The sequence below is a fragment of the Frankia sp. CpI1-P genome, assembly GCF_001421075.1.
In the GTDB taxonomy this organism is placed as follows: domain Bacteria; phylum Actinomycetota; class Actinomycetes; order Frankiales; family Frankiaceae; genus Frankia; species Frankia torreyi.
Genome location: NZ_LJJX01000033.1, coordinates 1 through 22,572 on the forward strand (window position 1 = coordinate 1; position 22,572 = coordinate 22,572).

Below are 22,572 nucleotides of genomic sequence, written 5' to 3' on the forward strand. Positions count from 1 at the left end.
GCAGTACCGGGCATGGGTCAACCACACCCGCTCGGATTCCTCCTCCGCGATGCGCGTCACCGCCCGGACCTTCGCATACGACAGGGTGCCCGCGGCGAACGCGGCGCGGATCGCGGGCAGACGCTCCAACGCATGCCCGGTCGCCACATGCTCCCGCGCGGTCCGCAGGCCGATCCCGCACCGCCACGACAGCCAGTGCGCGCACGAGNCCATCCCCATCCCCGACCAGCCCTCCCGCCGATCGAACGCCGCCACCGCCAGCAGCCAGGCACACGTCGCCGCCGCGATCCGCCCCGCCCACCGGCAGATCACCTNCTCCACTCATGGAATGCGGCGGAACCTGAACCGGCCGGCAGCAGACCCGGAAACCGCGCGTGGAAGCCACCCGGGCAACCCAAAAGACGATCTTGATGTTCCGCGGAACCGGCACCGACCCGGGCCCCCAGCCAGAAGGCGAATGTTCGCGGGGGGACCGGGAACCAGCCGGAGCCAGGTGGCGGTGATCGGTCGCGTCGACTGGGTCAGTCGGTCGCGTCGACCTCGGTGGGTGTCGCGTCTGATCCTGCGCGGAGATGGCCGGCGCCGTCGAGGCTTCTGGTGTCGATCAGGTCGCGGACCCGGCGGACGAAGTCGGCCAGCGGCATGGACGTCTCCTGGCCGGACCGGTCCCGCACCGAGACGCTGCCCTCCTCGACCTCGCGCCGACCGACGACGACGATCAGCGGGATCTTGCGGGTGACCGCGGTGCGCACCCGGGCCGGGAGCCGGCCGTCGCTGGCATCGACGTCGACGCGCACGTCCGCGTCGAGCAGCGCCTGACTCACCGTCTCGGCATACTCGTCGAGCTCCGGCATGATCGGGATCACTCGGACCTGCTCCGGGGCCAGCCAGACCGGGAAGGCGCCGCCGAAGTGTTCGGTGAGGAACGCGACGAATCGCTCGTGCGAGNCCAGCGGCGCCCGGTGGATGACGACGACCTGCTTGTCGGTCCCGTCGGCGTCGTGGTACTTCAGGTCGAAGCGCTGCGGCGTGTAGAGGTCGACCTGGTTCGTCGAGGCGGCGAACTCCTTGCCGGTCACCGAGCGGATGATGAAGTCGACCTTCGGGCCGTAGTGCGCCGCGCCGCCGAGTTCCTCGACGTACGGGATGCCGGACTCGTCCATCGCCTCACGGGTGATCCGCTCGGCGTCCTCCCACATCTGCGCGTCGTCGTGGTACTTCGTCGTGTTCGCCGGGTCCCGCAGCGCGAGGACCATGTAGAAGTCGGTGATCCCGAGCGCCCGGTAGTACTCGTCATGCATCCGCATGACCTCGAGGAACTGCTCCTTGGCCTGGTCGCGGGTGCAGTAGATGTGGGCGTCGTTCTGGGTGAAGCCGCGGGCCCGCATCAGGCCGTGCAACTGGCCGCTGCGCTCGAACCGGTACACCGTCCCGTACTCGGCGATCTTGTAGGGGAGCTCGCGGTAGCTCTTCGGTCGGGCCTTGTACACCATGTGGTGGTGCGGGCAGTTCATCGGCTTGAGGTAGTAGTTCTCGCCCTCGATCTGGATCGGGGCGTAGAGGTCCTCGCTGTAGTACGGCAGATGCCCGGACAGGAAGTAGAGGTCCTCCTGGGTGATGTGCGGCGTGACGACCCGGCGGTAGCCGAGGCGCCGCTCGGTCTGGCGGGCCCAGCTCTCCAGCTCGTCGCGGATGATCGTCCCGTTGGGCAGCCACAGGGGCAGCCCCTTGCCGATCTCCGGGCTGAACGCGAACAGGTCGAGATCCTCGCCGATCCTGCGGTGGTCCCGCTTGGCGGCCTCCGCCAGCGCGGCCAGGTACTCCTTGAGCGCCGGCCGGGTCGGCCACGCGGTCCCGTAGATCCNCTGGAGCTGGGGGTTCTTCTCGTCACCGCGCCAGTAGGCGGCCGAGTTGCGCAGCAGTGCGAACGCGGAGATCAGATGGGTGGACGGCAGGTGCGGGCCGCGGCACAGATCGGTCCAGACGACCTCCCCGCTGCGCGGGTCGACGTTGTCGTACATCGTCAGCTCGCCGCTGCCGACCTCGGTGGCCGCCGCGCCCGACGCCTCCCCCTTGATGTCGACGAGCTCCAGCTTGAAGGGCTCGGCGGACAGCTCGTCGCGCGCCGCCTCCCGCGAGGTCAGCACGCGGCGGCGGAACCGCTGGNCCTGCTTGACGATCTCCTTCATCCGGGCCTGGATGCGTTCGAGGTCCTCGGCCTGGAACGGCTTGGGCACGTCGAAGTCGTAGTAGAAGCCGTTCTCGATCGGCGGCCCGATGCCGAGCCGGGCCTCGTCGAAGAGGTCCTGCACCGCCTGGGCCATCACGTGCGCCGTCGAGTGCCGCAGCACCGCGAGACCGTCCGGGCTCGACATCGGCACCGCCGTCACCTCGGTGTCCACCTCCGGCACCGCGGTGAGGTCGCGCAGCGTGCCGCCAGCGTCGCGGACGACCACGATCGCGTTCGGGCCTGACATCGTCAGGCCGGCGGCCTTCACCGCCTCCGCAAAGCTGCTACCGGCTGGAGCGGACACTCGCTCCTCGGGCACCGCGGGCATACGTGCCGACATGGCCGCCTCTCAAGATCCTCAATGCTCTGCCTTCCTCCGATTGATCGTAGTCGCCCGCGCCAGACGCGCCGACGCACCCGCCCGGGCGCCGGACGTTCCTTCGGGGGGCCTCATCCGGGGCGCTCTTCACCGAATTGCCCGCCCTGCGGTCCGAACCCGGTAGCGCGCTCCCGGGTGGCAGAGCGTGATTCCGAAAACTGATATTCCCGCTTCGGGGCGGAGTCGCCGGAAATCCTCTCGGGAGAACCCGGATATTGATCGCGGAATCAGCCGTGGACTGAAGATCTAAGCCGTCGCAATCCCGCACGCATCGTCCACCCGGCCGTGACGCCGGCCCGGGAATGCGGCTCGCCGGGGCGCCTTCGCCGCGCGGGGCGCACCGGGACCTGGTGCAGGCAGGCCTCCGAGGCTGGCGGCCCACCGCCGTGAAACGCCGACGAGGTCGCACGGCCCCTGGCTCGGCACGGCCCCTGGATCGGCACGGCCCCTGGATCGGCGCGGGGGCTCGGCGGGCCGTACCCGTCCAGGCGCCGATACCAGTCCGCGCCGGGGTCGGGCGACGGGCGGCCGCTGACCATGGCATCCGCCTGCCGTCGCCCACCCGCCGACGCGCCGGGCGCCTCGGCAGCGAATGTGTTCGCATTGGTCCGCGGTCACGAAGTGCTACGGATGGCGACCTCTAATCTTTGTCGCGGCGCAGGTCAACGCTTTCCTTTAGTTGCCGGCATGGCTGTGTCGCTGCGCTGCGTAAACCTTTGCCGGGCGTCGTAGATGCGCCGGGTTGCCGTCCGAGGCGGCGATGATCCGGCGGAACATCCGGCCAGATGCGAAGACTACACGTTCAGGTCAGAAGCCCTTGTCCGGGGCGACTCCGTGATTTACCCTCGTTGGGCGGCTGCTTTTGCACAGCCTATGCTTGGAGGGCTCATGGCTGAACTCCGCCCGCTTCCTCTCTTTGCCGGCCCATTCACCACGCTCGACGGCCGGTACTCCGCCTTCGCGGACGGAAAGGTCCTACGAGTGGGCCTGAAGATGAACACCCCGCCGACCTGCAACTGGAAATGCCCCTATTGTTATGCGGGTGATCCGGAACTGCACGGACGCCCCCGTCAACCCACGGTCATGACGGCGAGCGAGTCGGGGTCAGTGCCCCTGCACCGCGACCCGACCTGGGAAGGGCGGATGGAGGGCTGGCTCGAGCAGGCGATCGCGCTCGGCCTGCAGGCGGTGACGGTGAACGGCACGTTCGAACCGCTTGCCGCGCCGTCCTGGCAGGACACGATCTCCTTTCTGCAACGGCGGGGCATCGCGGTCACGCTCGTCACCAACGGGGGGCTGCTGACGCCGGAGTCGATCGACTGGATCGTCGCCAGCGGCGTCAACCTGCTGACGAAGCTGAACGTGCCGGTGGTGGCGCCCGACGATCCCCGCCGCGCGCGACTCGCCGAGGTGCAGAAGTACCTGTCCGGTCTGCCGCGGGACGCCGAGACCGTCTACGCCGAGCAGGTCGCGCTGATCGAGTGTCTCGTGGCCGCCGGCCTGACGACGACGGACGAGCCCGGCCGGACCAGGCTCGGCGTCGAGTCGGTCATCGCCCGCGACAACCTGGAGTTCCTCCCGGAGCTGGTGGCCCAGTTGCGCGAGCGGAACATCTACTCGCACATCGAGCTCAGCAAGCTGCAGGGCTTCGCCCGGACCAACCCCCACCTGGTGATCCGCCGGGCCGAGATCTCCGAGCTGTTCGAGACCGTCCGCCGCCAGGACGAGGCGATGGGCTACGAGCCGTACCAGGCCAAGCCGCCCTGCCTGGCAGGCGCCTGCTACGAGAACCTGTACCGCCTCGACCTGCATGCGGACGGTGCGGTCAGGCCGTGCCCGGGGATCGAGACGACGATCGGGGACCTCAACCGGCAGCCGCTGGCCGAGGTGCTCGGCAGTCCCGCGCTCGCCGTCATCCGCAACCTCGACGACCATATCCAGGGGGACTGCCGGGACTGCGACCTGCTCGCCACCCGGCAGTGTTACGGCGGCTGCCGGGGCACCGCCTATCAGGCGATGGCGAACTCGGGGCGCGGCGAGTACGAACGCTGGACCGCGTCCGATCCGTCCTGTTGGCGGGTGCAACGGGTGCTCGACGACGGCACGCTCGCGCAGGACGTCCTCGACCGCTCGCTGACCACGGAGGAGATCGCACGGCTGCGGAGGCCCGATCTGGTCGAGACGAGCACGGCCGGCGAGGTGGCGCCGTGAGCCGGCCGCTGATCTCCGCCGACTCGCACCTCTGCGAGCCGCCCGAGCTGTGGACATCCCGGCTACCGCGGCGGTACCAGGAGCGGGCGCCCCGGGTGGTGAACCTCGACGGGCGGCCGGGAGAGTACTTCGTCTGCGAGGACATCCAACCGCGCAGCGTGTACGCGGCCAGCGCCGCCGGCGTGCCGTCCGAGGAGCTCCCCCGCCGGGCGGCCCTGGGCTTCGCCGCCGCACCACCGTCGGTGTGGGATCCGCGGGCGCGGCTCGCCGAGCAGGACGTCGACGGCGTCGCCGCAGAGGTCCTGTTCCCGACCTTCGCGGACCTGCTCTTCGGCTGCCAGGACGCCGAGTTCCGCCGCGCCTGCCTGCACGCCTACAACGACTTCGTCGCCGAGTACTGCGCCGTCGACCCGAACCGACTCGTCGGCACCGCCCTGGTGGACGACGCCGACCCCGGGCTCGCGGCGGAGGAGGTCACCCGGGCGGCGGGTCTGGGCCTGCGCGGCGTCGTGTTACGCGCGGACCCGGATCGGTCCTACGCAGACGCCTCCTTCGACCCGGTGTGGGAGACCGCCGTCGGCCTCGACCTCCCGGTGGTGATTCACCGGGGCGCCGTCCGGCGGGACATCACGATCGACGTCCACGGCGCGCTGCTCGATTACGTCATGATCCCGGCCCAGGCCCAGCGCGCGCTCACCGCGCTCGTCTTCGGCGGTGTCTGGGAGCGGTATCCGGGGCTGCGACTGATCCTCTGCGAGTTCGACCTGCTGTGGATCCCGCATTTCCTGCAGCGGCTGGAGCACGCCGACCACCGGTTCGGACGCTCCTTCGGCGTCGACCTGTCCCGGCCGGCCCTCGACCAGGTGACCGACGGCGTCTGGGTCACGTTCCAGCATGAGACCGACGAGGTCCCCCGGATCCTGCCGAACTGGTCGGNGGAGCGGCTGATGTGGGCCTCGGACTACCCGCACGCGGACTCCACCTGGCCGCACTCGGTGGGCAAGGTCGCCGAGCTGCGCGCGGCGGTCGGGCCCGACACCACGACGATGCTCACGCACGACACGGTGTCCCGGCTGTTCGGGCTGCGCCTGCCGGCGCCCGCCCCGTCCGCCCCGCCTGCCCCGCCCGCCCCGCTCGAGGCGGCGCGCCCATGAGCGACCGGATCGCCACGGCCGGGCTCGACGTCGAGCGCTACCGTGCCGAGGGGCTCGTCATCGCCCCCGAGCCGATGCCGGCCGACGTCCTCGACCAGGTGCGGTCGGACCTCGGCGACTATCTGTGCGATGACCCGAGCGACGTCCCCGACTTCGTGCCTGATCTGATGGCGAGCGGGTTCGGCCTGCGTTACGGCAGCCATCCGGTGCTGCTGGACGCGGTGTCGGCCGTGCTCGGCGACGACGTCCTGCTCTGGGCCTGCGGGATGTTCGGCAAGCCGGCGCGGATCGGCAAGCCGACGCCGTGGCACCAGGACGGTCACTACTGGCCCATCCGGCCGCTGGCCACGTGCACGGTGTGGCTGGCGCTGGACCGGTCCGGCCCGCACAACGGCGGACTGCGCTACGTCGCCGGTTCGCACCGGGCGCGGGCGCTGCTCGGGCACCAGCGCTCCGACGGGCGGGACGCCACCCTGAACCAGCGGCTGGAGCTCGACGAGCCGCAGCGTGCCGCCGTGCGCGTCGCCGAGCTGGAACCGGGTCACTTCTCGCTGCACGACGTCCATCTCGTGCACGGATCGTCCGCCAACGTGTCCGGAGCGCGCCGCGCCGGGATCACCTTCCGGTACATGCCTACGACCTCGTACTACGACCGCGACCTGGCCCGCCGCCAGCACCGCGAGCTCGGCGTCCCGGACATCTCCGGGCGGGTGCTCTACCGGGTCCGCGGCGTGGATCGCACCGGCCGCAACGACACGGTGGACGCGACGGCCGGACCGTGGGCCGCCACGCCCGTGCCGCCCGTGNCACCCGCGCCAGGGAGACCGACATGAGAGTCGCCTTCGTGAACGTCAACGCCAAGCAGGACGCGATCCTTGGCCGGGAGCTGACGTTCTACGAGAACAAGTGCAGCATCGAGCTGGGCACCCTCTACCTGGAGGCCAACGTCGCGTGGCGGCCGGAAGACCGCACGCTCCAGGTGAACCTGCTGCATCTGCTCAGCCGGGGCGAGGACTGGCGTTCGGCGCTCGGCCGGTTCGCGCCCGACGTCGTGGCGCTCAGCGCGTTGACCTACTATGCGCCGGAGCTGGCCTTCGTGGCCGGCTGGGCCAAGGCGGAGCTCGGCAGTGTCGTGGTTGTCGGCGGCCCGCACGCGACGGCGATCGGCCGGGGCGTGCTCGACGACGGCAACATCGACTACGCCCTGGTGGGGGAGGGCGAAGCCGGGTTCGGTGACCTGCTCGACCTGATCCGCGGCGGGGACCTGATCCGCGGTAGGGACGGTGGCGCGCCGCGCACGGACATCGGTGGCCTCGTCTACCGCGAGCCGGACGGGACCGTCCGGGCGAATCCGCGCGGTGTGGTGCCGGACCTCGACGCGCTCGCGACCCCGACGCTCGCGCAGCTGGACCCGACCCCCTTCGCCGGTTACACCTCGCTGCTCAACCTCAAGGTGCGGTACATGCCGATCGTCACCACGCGGGGCTGCCCGTACCAGTGCGTGTACTGCCACGACATCATGGGGAAGTCCGTGCGGTACCGGTCGGCGGCGGNGGTGGTGGCGGAGGTCGACTACTGGCATGAGGCCGCCGGCGTCGACACGTTTCTCGTCTACGACGACATCTTCAACATCCACCGCGGTCGGGTGCGGGAGATCTTCGCCGAGTTCGCCAGGCGGCCNGGGCTGCGGTTCGCCTTCCCCAACGGCCTGCGCGCGGACCTGTTGACCGAGGACATCGTCGACCTGCTGCTCGAGGGCGGCACGTTCTACGCGATGGTCGCGGTGGAATCAGGTGACCAGCGGGTGCAACAGGTGATCAAGAAGCGGCTGAACCTCGACCGCACCCGCCGGATGATCGAGTACATGGGCAACGCGGGCGTGATTCTCGGCTCGTTCAACATCTTCGGCTTCCCGTCCGAGACCGAGGCGGACATCGAGCGGACGATCGAGTTCAACGCGTCGACCACAGGGCTGAGCAAGGCGAACTTCTTCGTGCTGTCCCCGCACGAGGGCACCGAGGTCTGGGACATGGNGATCGACCAGGGCTATGAGCCGCCCCGCGGTGGTGCCGGCCAGGGCTATTTCAGCGCGCCCGAGAGTTCGCCGACGGCGGAGGTCCCCTGGGACCGCCTGGAGGAGTTGCGCCGGGAGGCGTACAGCCGCTTCTACCTGACGCCGGCACGGGTGCGGAAGGTCCTCACCGATACCGCGCGGAACATGACCCCGCAGGAGAAGCACACCTTTCACAGCGTCGACTACTCGTTCGTGCTCAGGCAGTTCCTCGACGTCGACTCGCTCGANGCGCTGCCGCGCGGCGAAACCGCCGAACTCCTCCACGACCTCCTGCCCGCCGGCGTGCTGTCCGGCTACTGAGCGCCCGTGACGAACCGGATGCGTTTCTGCGCCCAGCGGCCGAGGTCCTCGGCGGTGGCGAAGTCGGCCGCCGCGACCATGACGTGGACCGTGCAGTGGTCCGAGCGCGGCGCGCGGCGGATGTAGGTGCCCGGGTGCTCGTAGACGCAGACCTCCACGACGTCCGGGTGCGACCGCACCTCGTCGAGCCCCTCGATCGCCCGCAACATCCCTTCGTCGGCGAACAAGCCGAACGTCATCACCGCATGGCGCGGCCGGTCCGGGTCCCGCGGACCCGGGTCCGGGTCCGGCGCCGGGCGCCCGCTTGGCGCCGGCGCGCCGGTGGCGATCCGGACCATCGTCTCGACGAGGTCGACGCCGTGGGCGAGCCGGGCCGACCGGAAGATCGGGCCGCCGCCCATCCGCGCCGCGACCTCGAGCAGCACCGGTCCGGTGTCCGTCGTGCGCATCTCGGCGTGGAACACGCAGTCCCGCAGGCCGAGCGCGCGCACGGCGCCCGCCGCCACGTCGTCCACCCGGGCCAGCAGGTCCGCCGGAAGCCGGGAGGGCGACGACCACAGCACCTCCTCGAAGAAGGGGCCGTCCGCCGGCAGCGGCTTGTCGTGGCGGGCCAGCACCCGCACCTCACCACCGACGACGCTGCCCTCGACGCTCACCTCGCCGACCGGCAGGTCGAGGGAGCTGGCGAACCGCCGCCGCCCGCGGATGAGCTGCTCGACGAGCAGGCGAGGCGCCGCGCCGCCGCGGAAGGTGGCGTGCACCAGCGGGTCGCCGGCGACGACCCGGGCGCCGCCGCGGAGCACGTCGTCGAACGCGGCGGCCAGCTCGGCCGGGTCGTGCACCGTCCAGACGAACAGGCTGCCGCCGGCGAGCAGCGGCTTGAGCACCACCGGATAGCCGATGTCCGCGGCGATCGCCAGCGCCTCGTCGAGCCGCTCGGCGGTCCCGAACCGTACCGTCGGCAGACCGTGCTCGGCGAAGGCCGCCCGCATCCGGGACTTGTCCCGGGCCCTCTCCAACACGTCCAACGGCGTGAACGGCAGGCCCAGCTCCGCGGCCACGGCCGAGCAGAACGCCAGACCCGTCTCCGACAGCGAGACGATGCCGTCCGCGGCACCCCCGCGGCGGGCGAGCAGGTCCCGCGTGGTGCGGATCGCGGCCGGCGCGTCGAGCCGGTCGATCCGCACCACGTCGGCCAGGAGTTCGTCGGCCCAGGATGGGACATCGGTGTCGTCCTCGGCGAGCAGGACGACGCGCGGGTGGAGTTCGGCGAGACGGGTAAGCGCCGGCCGGCGCGGCTCGTTGAGGGGGCTGTAGACGAGGAGCGAGCCCTCAGTCATCCCGGCGCGCGGTGCAGGCATAGAAGTTGCGGGTGAAGACGAACTCGTCGCGCTCGGCCCCCGCGGCCAGTTCGGCGAGCCACCGGTCGGCCTCCGCAGCGGCGAAACCGGCGGTGACGACCCAGTCCCGGATCCGGGTGAAAAATGCCCGGTCGAAGGTCCGATCAATACGGACCGTCGAGTGGAAGCCGGTGACGGTGAAACCGGCGTCCCGCAGCAGCGAGGGCAGCTTTCGGCCGATCCAGCCGTCCTGCCAGAAGTCGGTCGCCGCGTCGAGGATCCGGCGGCTGAGGTCCCGGTCGCCCGGGTGGATCACGGCGCTGCCGAAATCCTGGTCGAGCACCGCCGCCGTCCCGCCGCGACGGGTGAGCCGGTGCATCTCCCGGAGGATGCCGGCGGGGTCGGCGGCATGCACCAGCACGGTCGCGGTCGTCGCGAGATCGAACTGCTCGTCGGGCAGCGGTACCTGCGTTCCGTCGGCGGCGAATATCTCGAATTGGTCGAAACGTTCGGCCGCCCGCTTGGCGAGATAGGCACTGCGGTCGATGCCGACGGCCCGCTCGACGCGGTCAGCGCCCAGGTGGCCGACAAGCCGGTCGAGAACCTGCCCGGTACCGCAGCCGACCTCGAGGACCGTTTTCGCCTCCCGCGGCAGCAGATCGAAGAACCAGTCGAGAACGGCGGGATAATAATTCCCGGCGATCCGTTCGAGAAGAATGCTCTCCTCGAAAGCTGGATCTGACCCCGAGTCGATGGTGTCGAACGGGTCGACGTTGCGTTCGATCGAGACTGTCACTACTGCGCTCCCGGGGTCCGAAGGGCACTGAGCGAACGGGTCGTGGCAAGAGAGAATCGGCGACGTGACCAACGTGACCAACGTGACCGACGTCGTGGACAGCGCGTCGGCCCCGCGCTGAGCGAGCACCTCGTCGACGCCGTCCTCTCGACCACGATTTCCGGGCCGCTGCGCGCCGTCAAGCTCGACCGTCGGCGCTGATAGGCAAGATGAACCTTTGACTGTATTTTGTCGATGCGCGGTGATAATCCTGTTATCGCATGAACTGTGAACTGTGAACTGCGGCGCGGAGCGGGCCCCGGTGGATGGGTCGCGGGCACCGCCGCTCCGGCCCTGGGTCGACAGCCGCGTGGCACCATCGGGGTGGATGGCGGGGTTCGTCCGTAGGGCGATCTGAGGGGGACGGGTGGAGACTCTGCGGATCGAGCTGTTCGGCCATTTTCGAGTCACGGTGGGTGATCGGGCGGTCCCGGATGGGGCCTGGTCGCAGCGCAGGCCGGCGGCGCTCGTCAAGCTGCTCGCGCTGGCACCCGGGCATCGCCTGCGCCGGGATCAGGTGATGGACGTCCTGTGGCCGGAGCTGGACCCGGCCGCAGCCGGCCGCAACCTGCGCAAGGCTCTGCATGCGGCCCGCCGCGCGCTCGACGGCGAACAGGGTGCGGACCTCATCGCGTCGGTCGGTGACCTTTTGTGCCTGCCGTCGGACCGCCTGTCGGTCGATGTGGACGAGTACCGGTCGGCCGCCGCGACCGCGCGGCGCACCCGGGCCGTCGACGCTCACGCCGGCGCGATCGAGCTCTACCGGGACGGGCTGCTGCCGGAGGACGTCTACGAGGACTGGGCGGTCGCGCCGCGCGATGCCCTGCGCGACGACTGGCTGGCGCTGATGGCGGAGTTCNCCGAGCTGCTCGAGACGCGCGGGGACCTCAACGACGCCGCCCGGACCGTGCAGCGCCTCGTCGCCGCGGATCCGTTGAGTGAGGACAACCACGCCTGGCTGATGCGGCTGTATTCCGCCGCCGGGCGCCGTGGCGAGGCCCGGCGGCAGTACCAGCGGCTGTGCGACGTGCTCGACGCCGAGCTGGGGATCGAACCGAGCCCGTCGACGCAGCGGTTGTACGAGGAGATCCGCAGCAACCTCGCGGCCGAGCCGGAGCAGGCGATCGAGGTCTGGGAGCGGGTCGGGGACCTGCGTGCCCAGTCGGGCGACGCCGCGGCGACGATCACGGCGTACGAGCGGGCGCTGCGGGCCGGACCCGACGCGGCGACGGCCATCCGCCTGCACCGCAAGGGTGCGGCCGCGCTGGTGATGCAGCAGCAGCTCGACGCGGCCGAGACGCACCTGGACGCGGCCGACCGGCTCGGGCCGGACGCCGTCGACCAGGGCCGGCTGGCCGGCGTGCGGGCGGGTGTGATGCGGGAACGCGGCGACTTCGCCGCCGCCCGCCGGCTGGCCGACCGGGCGCACCAGGTGGCCGTGGCGCACGGCGACGCCGACGCCGTCGCCGAGGCGCTCGAGGAACAGGCGATCCTGGCGCACATCCAGGGCACCTGGCGCACGGCGCTGCAGGTCCAGATGCCGCGGCTCGCGGCCGTGGACCTGGGCGGCCGGGTCAGCCGGTTCTTCGAGATCAACCACTGCATCGGGCAGTACCAGCTCTACGAGGACGCCCTCGCCGACGATGTCGAGCAGTACGCGCGCGAGACGCTGGCGCTGGCCGAGCGGGCGGACGCGGTGGCGGTGCAGGCGTTCGCCTGGTGTCTGCTCGGCGAGTCGCTGCTGTTGCGCGGCCACTGGGACGCCGCGGCCGCCTGCCTGGACCGAAGCTGCGAGCTGTACGCGCCGATGGGCAGCCGGTCCGTCGCGCTGCCCTGGCTGCGCCGGGCCGAACTCGCGATCTGTACGGGTGCCCTCGACGAGGTCGTGCCCTACCTCAAGCGGGCGTCCGCCATCGCGGCGGTCACCCCGCTGGCCCGGCACGCCTGGGGGCGGTTGCACGCCACGGCGGCGCTGGCGGCGCTCGAGCGGGACGATCTTGACGGCGCCGTCGAGTCGGTGCGGGCGGCGTCGCGCACCGCGGCCCGCTACGGCGACTGCGCCAGCTGCGGCCTGTTGCTCAACCCGGTCGGCGCGGAGACGCTGGCGCGGGCCGGCGACGCCGCGGGAGCGCGGGCCTTCGCCGAGGCGGCCCGGCGGGCGGCGTCGTTCCACGACAGCATGGCCTGGACGGCCATGGCCGAGTCGGCGGCCGGTAGTGCCGCGGCGGCCGCGGGCGACCCGGTCGAGGCCCGCGCGGGGTTCGAGACGGCCGCCGCGCTGTACGAGAAGGCCGGGCAGCCGTTCTGGGCCGCCCGCTCACGCCGCCAGGCCGCCGCCGTCTGAGGACCGCCCCGGAGACGGCCGGCGAACCTGGTCCGCGGTGACCGGCTCAGTGGCCTGTCCACCCGCGGCCGAACCAGCGGCGGATCCGGGTCGAACCGAACTCGGACCTGTCCGCCGCGTACAGCGCGGAGGGATCGTGGCGGGCGGGCACCTGAACGGGGTCGAGGTGACCCCGACGACGACCCGCCCGCCGTCGAACCGGTCCAGCGCGGCGCGCGTCGCGAACGCCCCGGCCACCGGGTAGAACTCGGGCCCGGCCTCGACCAGGCCCGGCGTCGCCGAGCTCCTCGGACAGTCGGGTCGTCAGCTCCAGGCCGCTGCTGTGACTCAGGCGGTCGGCTGCGGGACGATGCGGATGTAGGGCTTCGGCTCGTTCCAGGTGCCGAAGATCTCCTTGGCCTGGTCGTTGGAGACCGAGNCGGCGATGACGACGTCGTCGCCCTGCTTCCAGTTCACCGGGGTGGCGACCTTGTGCTTCGCGGTGAGCTGCAGGGAGTCGATGACCCGCAGGACCTCGTCGAAGTTGCGCCCGGTCGTCATCGGGTAGACCAGGATCAGCTTGATCTTCTTGTCCGGGCCGATGACGAAGACGTTGCGCACGGTCTGGTTGTCCGCGGCCGTGCGGTCCGACGGGTCACCGCTGACGTCGGCGCCGAGCATGCCGTACGCCTTGGAGATCGCGAAGTCGGNGTCGCCGATCAGCGGGTAGTTGGGCGCGGTGCCCTGGGTCTCCTCGATGTCCTTGGCCCAGGCGTCGTGCAGCTCGATCGGGTCCACCGAGAGGCCGATGATCTTGACGTTGCGGCGGTCGAACTCGGGCTTGATCGACGCGACATAGCCAAGCTCGGTGGTGCAGATCGGGGTGAAGTTCTTCGGGTGCGAGAACAGCACCGCCCACGAGTCGCCGATCCACTCGTGGAACTTGATCGGGCCCTCCGTGGTCGCCGCCACGAAGTCGGGTGCGGTGTCACCGATCGTCAGGGACATTACTCACTCCGTTCACAGAGGAAGCTCGGCGAGGGATGCCGAGGTAGTGCGTCGTGAAGGACTCTACGGACACGGCGTTCCCTGGACGTTCCCTTGCCACGCAGGCGTCCACCGGGGCCCGCCGCCGGTGGCGCGAGCGAGTGCGGCCCGGGCGATCGTGCGATCCGCATCACTCGAGCGGTAAATACTACTAAACCGATCGGCTTTGCCCATATATGCNGCCACCCGGTCCCACCGGGCTACGCCCGCCCGTCCCGAACCAGGAGTTCGTCATGCAGCGCACTGGCACGTGTCGAGTCTCAGCCGAGGCCGTGGGGACCCGCGCATCGTGACGGTTCAGGACTCCCGGTGCGCGCCGGGCGAGCTCGGGCGTGACCCGGCGGCGAACGAGAACCTGGCGGTGAGTGGTGACCCGGCGGTCGCGGACCGGGCGGCTCTCGCCACGCCGTTCGAGCTCACCGATCTGAGTCGTCGGCGCAACGCCCCCGGACGGCGCGCCGGACTGCGCCGGGTTCGTTGGCTGTTGCGCGGCCTGGTGCCGGCCGCCCTCCTGATCGCCTGGCAGTGGAGCACCTCCGCCGGGCTCGTCCCGCCGACGACGCTGGCGAGCCCGAAGAGCGTGTTCGAGGCCGCCCGCGACCTCATCGCCGACGGTGAGCTGCAGACGGCCCTGCGGGTGTCGACCGGGCGGGCCCTGGCCGGGCTGGTCATCGGCGCCGGCATCGGGGTCGCGGCGGGCCTCGTCGCCGGGCTGTGGAAGCTGGGCGAGGAGCTCGTGGACTCGACGCTGCAGATGCTGCGGACGGTCCCGTTCATCGCGCTGATTCCGCTGTTCGTCGTCTGGTTCGNCATCGGCGACACCCCGAAGATCGTGCTGATCGCGGTTGCCTGCGTCTTCCCCGTCTACCTCAACACCTTCGCCGGAGTGCGCGGGGTGGACCGCCGGCTGATCGAGGTCGGCCGGGTCTTCGGGCTGAGCAGAACGAGGATGATCACCCGCCTCGTCCTACCGAACGCGCTCCCGTCGGTGCTGGTCGGCATCAGGTACGCCATGGGGATCTCGCTGCTCGCGCTGGTGGCGGCGGAGCAGATCAACGCCTCCTCCGGGCTGGGCGCACTGGTGATGAACGCGTCCAACCAGATCCGGACGGACATCGTGATCGTCGGGGTCGTCGTGTACGCGCTNCTCGGTCTGCTCGTCGACCTCGTCGTCCGGCTCCTCGAGCGGCTGCTCCTGCCCTGGCGACCGACGATCGTGAAGTCCTGACCATGACGNCCCCCGCCGGCACGACCCCCGCACCGGCGCAGCCGGCCGTCGTCATGCGCGACGTCGGCAAGGCGTTCGCGGCCCGGCGGATCCTGGACGACTTCGCCCTCACGATCGCCAGGGGCGAGTTCGTCGCGCTGCTCGGCCGCTCCGGCAGTGGTAAGACGACCCTGCTGCGGATCCTCGCCGAGCTCGACACCGTCGACGAGGGAACGGTCCTGGCGCCCCGCAACCGCTCGGTGGTCTTCCAGGAGCCCNGGCTGATCCCGTCGGAGCGGGTCTGGCGCAACGTGCTGCTCGGGCTTCCCCGCCGGGAATCGACCCTCGCCAGGGCGCAGGAGGCCCTCGCCGAGGTGAACCTCGCCGACCATGCCAGGGCCTGGCCGCACACGCTGTCGGGGGGCGAGGCGCAGCGGGTCGCCCTGGCGCGCGCCCTGGTGCACCGTCCGGACCTGCTCCTGCTCGACGAGCCGTTCGCCGCGCTCGACGCGCTGACCCGCCTGCGCACGCAGGCCCTGGTGCACGAGCTGTGGCACCGGCACCGGCCGGCCGTCCTGCTGGTCACCCACGACGTNGACGAGGCGTTGCGGCTGGCCGACCGCGTCGTCGTCCTCACCGACGGCAAGGTCGGTCTGGACCTGCGCGTCGACCTGCCTCGACCGCGCGAGGGCACCGGGTCGCGCTTCGGTGACCTGCGCTCACAGCTACTTGCCGAGCTGGGCGTCGCACGCCCGTCATCCCCGGCCTGAAGCCCACCGGCTCGGCCACCCCACCAACACCTCGGGAACGCATCCATGAAGATCGGAAGATTCGGTCGGCTCCGCCTGGCCGCCCCGCTGCTCGCGCTGGCCGTGGCCGCCGCCGCCTGCGGATCGGACGGCGGCAGCAGCGGCAGCGGTAGCAGCAGCGGCAGCAAAGCGGCAGCGCAGAACGACCTCAGCGGCGTGACCCTGACCTTCGCGACCCAGTCGCCGTACGTGAAGGCGGCTTTCGCGAAGTCCGGCGTGCTCCAGGGCGCCCCGTACAAGGTCCAGTTCGCGCAGTTCAACGCCGCGACGGTCACGACCGCGCTGACGACCGGGAAGGTCGACATCGGTCAGCTCAGCGACTTCGCCCTCATCCTGGCCCAGGCCAACGCCCAGCCCGCGTGGCCGGCGAACGACCCCCCGATCCAGGGGGTCCTGGCGACCCAGCCCGCCGACGACACCAACTACCCGCCGATCGTGACCCTGCGCGGCAAGAACTCGGGAATCGAGCGCCTCGCCGACCTCCGCGGGAAGAAGTTCGCCTACTCCCCGGGCGCGACCTCCGAGCTGCAGTACCTGCTGACCCTGAAGCAGGCCGGGCTCACGCCCGCGGACGTCAAGCCCGTCCAGCTCGACTCGACGGTGGGCGCCACCGCGCTGGCCCAGGGTGACGTCGACGCGTGGGCCGGGTCGCCGGCCCGCGCCGGCGCCGCGCTGGACGCGGGCGCNCAGGTCCTGACCACCACCAAGCAGACCGGCGCCCTCGGGCTGGGCGTGCTCGTCGCGTCGCGGGGCGCGCTGAAGGACCAGCGGAAGAACGCGGCGATCCGGGACTTCGTGGGCCGCTCCGTGGCCTACGAGCTGTGGAACATCACCCAGCCGGACCAGTCGGCGCAGGTCTGGGTCGACGCGGCGAAGCTCACCCCGGCCAAGGCCAGGTCCACCGCCATCGCCAACCGGCAGGTTCCGCACGTCCTCGACGCCGCGCTGCTCGACCGCATCCAGCACAACACCGCCGACGTCGCCTACTCCGGCGGCCTGATCAAGCGGGCGGTCAACATCCGCGACCACTACTACACCGGCTTCAACGACACGGTCGCGCAGAAGCTCAAGGAACTGGACGTCACGGCGAAGGTCGACGCGGCCGTCGCGGCGGCCCGTCCCTGACCGCGCGGCGCCCGCCGCGACCACCCCCGGCCGACCGCCTGGAACCCATCCCCGGGTGCATTCCCGTGTCCCGGATGACGAACGAGAAGGGCCGATGACCGACACGAGCGCCTTCAGGCTGGGCTTCTTCACCCGGGCGGCGATCCGCTCCGACGCGCGCCAGGCCTACGCGGATGCCCACGAACTGTTCGTCGCCGCCGACGAGCTGGGTTTCGACTCGGGCTGGGTCGCGCAGCACCACCTGCCGACGTCGACCCATCCCCTCGGCGGGCTGCCCTCGCCGTGGACGTTCCTCGCGAACGTGGCGGCCTCGACCCGGCACATCCGGCTCGGGACGGCGGTCAACGTGCTGCCGCTGGAGGACCCGGTGCGACTGGCCGAGGACGTCGCCGTCGTGGACATCCTGTCCGGCGGGCGGGTCGAGCTCGGCCTGGGCAGCGGCTCGGACCAGCGTGCCTACCGGGCCCTCGGGCGCGACTTCGGCCGCAAGCGGGAGATCCACGCGCAGCATCGCGAGCTCCTGCGCCGGGCGTTGAGCGGCCGGCCGTTGACCGAGGACGGCGCGGTGCTGACGCCGTGCGCGCCCGAGGTGGCCGAGGCCCGGATCTGGCAGGGGGCGCACAGTGGCGAGACCGCCGAGCAGGTGGGCCGGGAGGGCCTGAACCTCCTGCTCGACCAGACCGCCATCGGTTTCCCGGACCGTCCCGGCACGGTGCACCGGGGCTGGGCGGACCGGTACCGCGCCGCCCTGCCCGCGGGTGTCGGGTCCGCGGGTGTCGGGTCCGCGGGTGTCGGGTCTGCGGGTGTCGGGCGGCGGGTGGCCGTGTGCCGGGCGGTCTTCCCCGCCGCGGACCGGGCCACCGCGCTGGCGCACCTGTCGGACGGGCTGTTCCCGGCCTTCGCCAACATCAAGGCCTCCGGCGCGTTCCCGGACGTCGGCGAGGACACGATCGACAACGTCCTGTCGACCCTGCACATCTTCTGCGGGCATCCGGACGAGGTGATCGAAGGGCTGGCGGCCGAGCCGGTGCTGGGCGTGGNGACGGATCTGCTGGTGCAGTTCGAACCCGGNCGGCCGTCGCTGGACGCCGCCCTGGAGGCGCTGCGGCTGATCGCGACGCAGGTGGCGCCCGCGCTGGGTTGGCGACCCCACCGCCCCGCCGCCGTGGCCCGGTGACGGGCTCGTCGGCCGGGGTCGTCGCCCCGCGCGAGCTCCATGCCCGGCTGCGGGCCCGCCAGGACCTCGTGGTGGTGGACGTGGGTACCCGCGACGAGTTCGCCGCGGGTCATCTCTCGGTCGCCACGCACGTTCCCCTCGACCACCTCGAACCTCGGCTGCCCCTGCTGGCGCCCCGGCCGACGGTGCCCGTGGTGGTCGTCGGAACGCGCGAGGAGACGGTCATGCGGGCCGTACCCCGGATGGCCGCGCTGGGATACACCGATGTCAGCGTGCTCGACGGCGGCCTCGCCGGCTGGCGGGCGGCGGGCGGCGAGCTGTTCACCGGATACAACACGGTCAGCCGGGCCCTGGGCGAGGTCGCGTTGCGCCGGCTCGGCACGCCGAGGGTCTCCGCGACCGAACTGCGCGCCGGCCTCGACGCGGGGGAGGACAGCGCGGGGGAGGACGTGGTCCTTCTCGACACCCGCACGGCCGAGGAGTTCGAGTACACGGCCATCCCGACCGCCCGCAACACGCCGGGGGTCGAGCTGGTACGCCGGGCGTACGCGGCGGTCCGGTCGCCACACACCCGGGTCGTGGTGACCTGCGCCGGCCGGACCCGTGGGATCATCGGCGCGCAGACCCTGATCGACGCCGGGTTCCCCAACCCGGTCGCCGTCCTGGACGGCGGCCTGGCCGCGTGGAGCCTCGCCGGCTACCCGTCGGTGGCCGGTTCGACCGCCCCGCTGCCCGTGCCCGAGCCGGCGCAGGAGGCCCGGGCGGGGGAGTCGGCGCGGGCGCTCGCCGCCCGCACCGGGGTGTTGGAGATCTCCGCCGCCGAGCTGAGCGGGTTCGTCGCGGCGGCGGCCGATCGGACGCTGTATCTGCTTGACGTCCGTACGCAGGCCGAGTTCGTCGCCGGTCACCTGCGGGGAAGCCGGTGGGCGCCGGGCGGCCAGCTCATCCAGGCGACGGACGAGTACGTGGCCAGCCGCGGTGCCCGAGTGGTCCTCGTCGATGACGGCTACGGCACGCGGGGATTCACGACCGGCGTGTGGCTGGCCAGGATGGGCCTGCCCGACGTTGCGGTGCATCTCCTCGACCTCGATCGCCGGTCCCCGGACCTGCCGCGTCCCGACGTCCGGCGTCCCGACCTGCCGCGTCCCGATGTCCGGTACTTCGACCTTCTGCGCCAGGATGTCGTCGGATCCGACGTACTCGTGTGCGGTCCCGAGACCGTCCCCCTGCCCGAGGTCCCGACGGTGAGCGCCCCGGCGTTGCGGGAGCTGCTCGACGGCGGCGCCGCGGTCGTCGTCGACGTCGAGCCGCCGTCGGCGGCCGGGTGGCTGCTCGCGCGGCCCTACATCCCGGGATCGTGGGTGACGACGCGCTCGGCGCTGGCGGCGTGGCCTGGCCTCCCCGCGGGCGAACCATTCCTCGTGGTCACCTCCGGCGACGGCACGCTGGCCCGCTGGGCGACCGCCGATCTGCGCGCCGCGGGCCGAGGGAGCGCCGCGGCGCTCGACGGCGGCACCCGGGCGTGGCGCGAGGCGGGCCTGCCGACCGCCACCGACTCGGCCCAGCAGCCCGCTGATCCAGGCAAGCCGCTCGTGCTCCCGCCGCCCCCCACCCGCCAGCAGCGCGCCCGCCTGCACGAGGACTACATCGTCTGGTGCGCCGCCCTGGAGGAGCAACTGCGTCGCGACGGCATCGTGTCGTTCCCGGTCGGCGTCGCGGCGGTCGACGCCGGGGCCCGCGCTCTCGGAAAGGAGGTGGCGCGATGACCGACGCACCGCGCCAGCTTCACCTCAATCTCGTGCTGCTCGCGGACGGCGCGCATGTCGCCGGCTGGCGGTACAACAACAGCCCCGACTCGTTCACCGACATCGACCACTTCGTCGAGCTGGCGCGGATCGCCGAGCGCGGCACGTTCGACGCGCTGTTCCGCGGCGACAACCACGGCGCCATCCACAGCGAGCACGGCCGGCGCAACTGGCACGCGCTCGAACCGGTCTCGCTGCTCGCCGCGATCAGCCAGCGCACCGAGCGCATCGGGCTGATCGGTACCCGTTCGGCGATCTTCGGCACGCCGTTCGAGGTCGCCCGCCAGTTCGCCTCCCTCGACCACATCACCGCCGGCCGGGCGGGCTGGAACATCGTCACGAGCTGGGCGCCCGAGACCGCCACGGCCTTCGGGGTGGGCGCGGAGCCCGCCGAGGAGGAGCGCTACCGGTGGGCGGGCGAGTTCGTCGAGGCGGTCCTGCGCCTGTGGGAGAGCCTCGAGCCGGACGCGGTGGTCGCCGACCTGGCGACCGGACGGTTCCTCGACGAGGCGAAGGTCCACGAGGTCGACGTCCGCGGCCGGTACTTCCCCGTGCGGGCCACCCTCGGCTCGCCCCGCACGCCCCAGGGCAGGCCCGTGCTGTTCCAGGCCGGCGCGTCCCCGCGGCACCGGCAGTACGCCGCGCGCTGGGCGGACGGGCTGTTCACGGTCCAGCGCACGCTCGTCGGCGCGCGCAGCTTCTACGCCGACGTGAAGGCGCTCGCCGCCGGCCACGGCCGGCGTCCCGAGGACGTGCTGGTGCTGCCCGGGCTCGAGGTCACTGTGGGCTCCACCGAACAGGAGGCCCGTGCCCGCCGGGACGGGCTCAACGAGTTGTACGGCATGGAGCACCTGGTGGAAAAGCTCGCCGAGCNGTTGTTCGTCCCGCCGGACCTGCTGAAGCCGGATGCCCCGCTGCCGTACGAGCAGGTCGAGTCGTTCACCCCGCCGTCGCGGGCCAGGCCGTTTCGCGACCAGGTCCTCGCGCACGCCCGCGTGCGGAACCTGACGGTGCGGGAACTGATCGCGGACAACCCCGGCGGCCACCTGTCGATCGTGGGCAGCCCGGAGCAGATCGCCGACCACCTTCAGACGTGGTTCGTCGAACGGGGCGCCGACGGCTTCAACATCTTCGTCGACACCGCGCCCGAGGGCCTGGAACTGTTCGTCGACCACGTTGTGCCGATCCTGCGTCGGCGCGGGATCTTCCGCCACGAGTATCCCGGCCGGACCCTGCGCGACATCCTCGGTGTCGGCGCGCCGGGCCCGGCTTAGTGGAAGGCCCGGCTTAGTGGAAGGCCGGCCTGGCGGAAGGCCCGGTCTAGAAGAAGGCGCCCGGGGGCGGCAGTGTTCCGTTCAGTTCATGGTCGCCGATCAGGCGCAGTTTGTAGGAACGAGGATTGTGCGAGGCGAGGGTGCGGATGTTGCGCCAGTGCCGGTCGAGCTGCGGTCCGCGGCGCACGCTGGTGGCGCTGCCGGCGTCGAACAGCAGCGACGCGGTGTCGGTGCCGATCCGGTCGACGATCGTCTTCGCCTTCGCCGCGGCGAACATCGCCCGTGTCCGGGCGTCGTCGGCGTGACCGTCGCCGTGGCCGAGCGCCTCGTGCGCGGCCGCGAGTGCGACGGCGGCGGTGGCCACGATCGATGTCGCGGCGAAGCTGTTCGCCGCGATCTCCCCGACTGTCTCCTGCACCGTCGGCTCGTGCCGGGGTTCCTCGACCAGGCCGTGGCGGAAGTTGCGGGAGCGCCGCGAGACGAGCTCGAGGACGTCGAGCCGCACGTTCTCGACGATGCCGGCGATGATGGTCGTCAGGTAGAGCTGGGAGAAGGTCGGGCTCAACGCCCGTCCCGGGTCGGTCGCGTCGCCGAACGAGAGGAGCTCGGTCGCGTGGACGCGGACATCGTGGAACNCCGTGGTGCCCGAACCGGTGAAACGCTGGCCCATGCCATCCCAGTCGTCGAGGTGCACGACACCCTCGCGGTGGGCGGGAACGATCGCGCTGACCAGCGCGTCGTCCTCGGCTACGGCGATCACCACGATCCGGTCCGCGTAGATGTTGCCGGTGCTGTAGTACTTGCTTCCCGCGAGCAGGTAGCCGTCCCCGTCCCGGACCAGCTTCGTCGAGGTGCCGATGACGCCCGCCCGAGGGGTGGACAACTCGCTTGCCGCCGACCCGAACAGCTCACCGGCGACGACCCGGTCGAGCCAGCTGTCGCGCGTCTTACCGGGCGGCTGGCGCAGGAGTGACTCCACAAAGCCGAAGTGGTTACGCAGTGCCTGGGCCAGGTTGGGGTCGGCCGTGCCGAGCCGGCGCACGACATCGAAGAAGGCGGCCAGNCCGAGCCCCCGCCCACCGGCGGCGACCGGCACCCGCAGCGTGCCAACTCCCCACCGGCGCAGCAGGTCCATCTCCGCGAAGGGCGGCCGGTCATGGGTCTCCCGCTCGGCCGCCCCGGTGGCAATCTCGGCCAGCAGGTTCTCGAGACCCGCAAGCGGCGCCCCGGCGGCCGGCGCCGCCGCGGTCGGTGCTGCTGGACCAGGACTCATCGCATGTCT

General features: G+C 71.7%; 12 protein-coding genes and 21 pseudogenes. 20 read left to right on the forward strand and 13 right to left on the reverse strand.

The features are described from left to right. The 6 genes and pseudogenes from FF86_RS20400 to FF86_RS64255 form a co-directional block, all read right to left on the reverse strand. Nucleotides 1-208: pseudogene (locus FF86_RS20400) on the reverse strand (DUF222 domain-containing protein); the annotation flags it as partial. Nucleotide 209: 1 nt separating this feature from the next. Beyond that, nucleotides 210-314 (reverse strand): annotated as a pseudogene (locus FF86_RS67215) (hypothetical protein); the annotation flags it as partial. Between the two features lie 207 nt (nt 315-521). Continuing rightward, nucleotides 522-948 (reverse strand): His/Gly/Thr/Pro-type tRNA ligase C-terminal domain-containing protein (locus FF86_RS53415; protein WP_242419161.1); only part of this gene is annotated, 427 nt, incomplete at its 5' end. A gap of 1 nt (nt 949) precedes the next feature. Continuing rightward, nucleotides 950-1,864 (reverse strand): annotated as a pseudogene (locus FF86_RS53420) (aminoacyl--tRNA ligase-related protein); the annotation flags it as partial. A gap of 1 nt (nt 1,865) precedes the next feature. Then, a pseudogene (locus tag FF86_RS53425) lies at nt 1,866-2,166 on the reverse strand (threonine--tRNA ligase); the annotation flags it as partial. A gap of 1 nt (nt 2,167) precedes the next feature. Further along, nucleotides 2,168-2,570 (reverse strand): annotated as a pseudogene (locus FF86_RS64255) (threonine--tRNA ligase); the annotation flags it as partial. Between the two features lie 927 nt (nt 2,571-3,497). Here FF86_RS64255 and FF86_RS20410 point away from each other — a divergent pair. The 7 genes and pseudogenes from FF86_RS20410 to FF86_RS53455 form a co-directional block, all read left to right on the forward strand. Then, nucleotides 3,498-4,820 (forward strand): radical SAM/SPASM domain-containing protein, encoded by a 1,323-nt coding sequence (locus tag FF86_RS20410; protein ID WP_044887220.1) that lies wholly within the window; start codon nt 3,498-3,500, stop codon nt 4,818-4,820. Nucleotides 4,821-5,062: 242 nt separating this feature from the next. Next, nucleotides 5,063-5,756: amidohydrolase family protein (locus FF86_RS53435; protein ID WP_242419180.1), on the forward strand; the 694-nt coding region annotated here is incomplete at its 3' end. 1 nt (nt 5,757) lies between these two features. Continuing rightward, a pseudogene (locus tag FF86_RS53440) lies at nt 5,758-5,974 on the forward strand (amidohydrolase); the annotation flags it as partial. Beyond that, on the forward strand, nt 5,971-6,780 hold an 810-nt coding region (locus FF86_RS20420), incomplete at its 3' end, for a phytanoyl-CoA dioxygenase family protein (RefSeq protein WP_128423586.1). The pseudogene FF86_RS53440 and the gene FF86_RS20420, both read left to right, overlap by 4 nt. A 23-nt stretch (nt 6,781-6,803) precedes the next feature. Further along, the coding region (locus FF86_RS53445; protein WP_242419162.1) for a radical SAM protein at nt 6,804-7,527 on the forward strand (724 nt) is incomplete at its 3' end. Between the two features lies 1 nt (nt 7,528). Next, nucleotides 7,529-7,654 (forward strand): annotated as a pseudogene (locus FF86_RS53450) (hypothetical protein); the annotation flags it as partial. Between the two features lies 1 nt (nt 7,655). After that, nucleotides 7,656-8,007 (forward strand): annotated as a pseudogene (locus tag FF86_RS53455) (radical SAM protein); the annotation flags it as partial. Nucleotides 8,008-8,341: 334 nt separating this feature from the next. Here FF86_RS53455 and FF86_RS20430 read toward each other — a convergent pair. Both FF86_RS20430 and FF86_RS53460 read right to left on the reverse strand, forming a co-directional pair. Beyond that, complete coding sequence (locus FF86_RS20430; RefSeq protein WP_044887217.1) at nt 8,342-9,688, reverse strand: ATP-grasp domain-containing protein; 1,347 nt, start codon at nt 9,686-9,688, stop codon at nt 8,342-8,344. Next, nucleotides 9,681-10,934: a methyltransferase domain-containing protein gene (locus FF86_RS53460; protein ID WP_242419163.1), complete on the reverse strand. Its 1,254-nt coding sequence runs from the start codon at nt 10,932-10,934 to the stop codon at nt 9,681-9,683. The genes FF86_RS20430 and FF86_RS53460 overlap by 8 nt, the downstream gene beginning before the upstream one ends. A gap of 1 nt (nt 10,935) precedes the next feature. On the opposite strand from FF86_RS53460, the pseudogene FF86_RS53465 reads away from it, so the two are divergent. Together FF86_RS53465 and FF86_RS20440 are read left to right on the forward strand one after the other, a co-directional pair. After that, nucleotides 10,936-11,382, forward strand: a pseudogene (locus FF86_RS53465) (transcriptional regulator); the annotation flags it as partial. A gap of 1 nt (nt 11,383) precedes the next feature. Next, a pseudogene (locus tag FF86_RS20440) lies at nt 11,384-12,867 on the forward strand (BTAD domain-containing putative transcriptional regulator); the annotation flags it as partial. 327 nt (nt 12,868-13,194) lie between these two features. Here the strand turns inward: FF86_RS20440 and FF86_RS53470 are convergent. From FF86_RS53470 to FF86_RS53480, 3 pseudogenes are all read right to left on the reverse strand, one after another. Then, nucleotides 13,195-13,285 (reverse strand): annotated as a pseudogene (locus tag FF86_RS53470) (peroxiredoxin); the annotation flags it as partial. A gap of 1 nt (nt 13,286) precedes the next feature. Beyond that, nucleotides 13,287-13,556: pseudogene (locus FF86_RS53475) on the reverse strand (peroxiredoxin); the annotation flags it as partial. A gap of 1 nt (nt 13,557) precedes the next feature. After that, nucleotides 13,558-13,854, reverse strand: a pseudogene (locus tag FF86_RS53480) (redoxin domain-containing protein); the annotation flags it as partial. A 775-nt stretch (nt 13,855-14,629) separates the two neighbouring features. On the opposite strand from FF86_RS53480, the pseudogene FF86_RS67220 reads away from it, so the two are divergent. From FF86_RS67220 to FF86_RS67245, 11 genes and pseudogenes are all read left to right on the forward strand, one after another. After that, a pseudogene (locus FF86_RS67220) lies at nt 14,630-14,702 on the forward strand (ABC transporter permease); the annotation flags it as partial. Between the two features lies 1 nt (nt 14,703). Further along, nucleotides 14,704-15,039 (forward strand): annotated as a pseudogene (locus tag FF86_RS53490) (ABC transporter permease); the annotation flags it as partial. 91 nt (nt 15,040-15,130) lie between these two features. Continuing rightward, a pseudogene (locus tag FF86_RS53495) lies at nt 15,131-15,378 on the forward strand (ATP-binding cassette domain-containing protein); the annotation flags it as partial. A 1-nt stretch (nt 15,379) separates the two neighbouring features. Further along, nucleotides 15,380-15,695, forward strand: a pseudogene (locus tag FF86_RS53500) (ATP-binding cassette domain-containing protein); the annotation flags it as partial. 1 nt (nt 15,696) lies between these two features. Continuing rightward, nucleotides 15,697-15,870, forward strand: a pseudogene (locus FF86_RS67225) (sulfonate ABC transporter ATP-binding protein); the annotation flags it as partial. Nucleotides 15,871-15,915: 45 nt separating this feature from the next. Continuing rightward, nucleotides 15,916-16,595, forward strand: a 680-nt coding sequence (locus FF86_RS67230; RefSeq protein ID WP_396229964.1) for an ABC transporter substrate-binding protein, incomplete at its 3' end; no start/stop codon positions are given. A 1-nt stretch (nt 16,596) separates the two neighbouring features. After that, nucleotides 16,597-17,034 (forward strand): annotated as a pseudogene (locus FF86_RS67235) (hypothetical protein); the annotation flags it as partial. 94 nt (nt 17,035-17,128) lie between these two features. Next, on the forward strand, nt 17,129-18,074 hold a 946-nt coding region (locus FF86_RS20465; RefSeq protein ID WP_242419164.1), incomplete at its 3' end, for an LLM class flavin-dependent oxidoreductase. Between the two features lie 133 nt (nt 18,075-18,207). Then, entirely contained in the window at nt 18,208-19,977 is a 1,770-nt protein-coding gene (locus tag FF86_RS20470) for a rhodanese-like domain-containing protein (protein ID WP_161849162.1), read from the forward strand. Continuing rightward, a partial coding sequence (locus FF86_RS67240) for an NtaA/DmoA family FMN-dependent monooxygenase (protein WP_396229965.1) occupies nt 19,974-20,889 on the forward strand: 916 nt, incomplete at its 3' end. The genes FF86_RS20470 and FF86_RS67240, both read left to right, overlap by 4 nt. A 1-nt stretch (nt 20,890) precedes the next feature. Then, nucleotides 20,891-21,290: pseudogene (locus FF86_RS67245) on the forward strand (LLM class flavin-dependent oxidoreductase); the annotation flags it as partial. Nucleotides 21,291-21,336: 46 nt separating this feature from the next. Here the strand turns inward: FF86_RS67245 and FF86_RS67250 are convergent. Continuing rightward, on the reverse strand, nt 21,337-21,795 hold the full coding sequence (locus FF86_RS67250) for a hypothetical protein (RefSeq protein WP_396229968.1): 459 nt from the start codon (nt 21,793-21,795) through the stop codon (nt 21,337-21,339). A gap of 131 nt (nt 21,796-21,926) precedes the next feature. Beyond that, nucleotides 21,927-22,332 (reverse strand): annotated as a pseudogene (locus FF86_RS67255) (acyl-CoA dehydrogenase); the annotation flags it as partial. Nucleotides 22,333-22,572 lie beyond the last annotated feature (240 nt).

What these genes read in the sequence shown, in the direction of transcription:
- FF86_RS20410 (WP_044887220.1), top strand. Translation starts at nt 3,498, where the DNA reads ATGGCTGAACTCCGCCCGCTTCCTCTCTTTGCCGGCCCATTCACCACG.
- FF86_RS20430 (WP_044887217.1), bottom strand. Translation starts at nt 9,688, where the DNA reads ATGACTGAGGGCTCGCTCCTCGTCTACAGCCCCCTCAACGAGCCGCGC.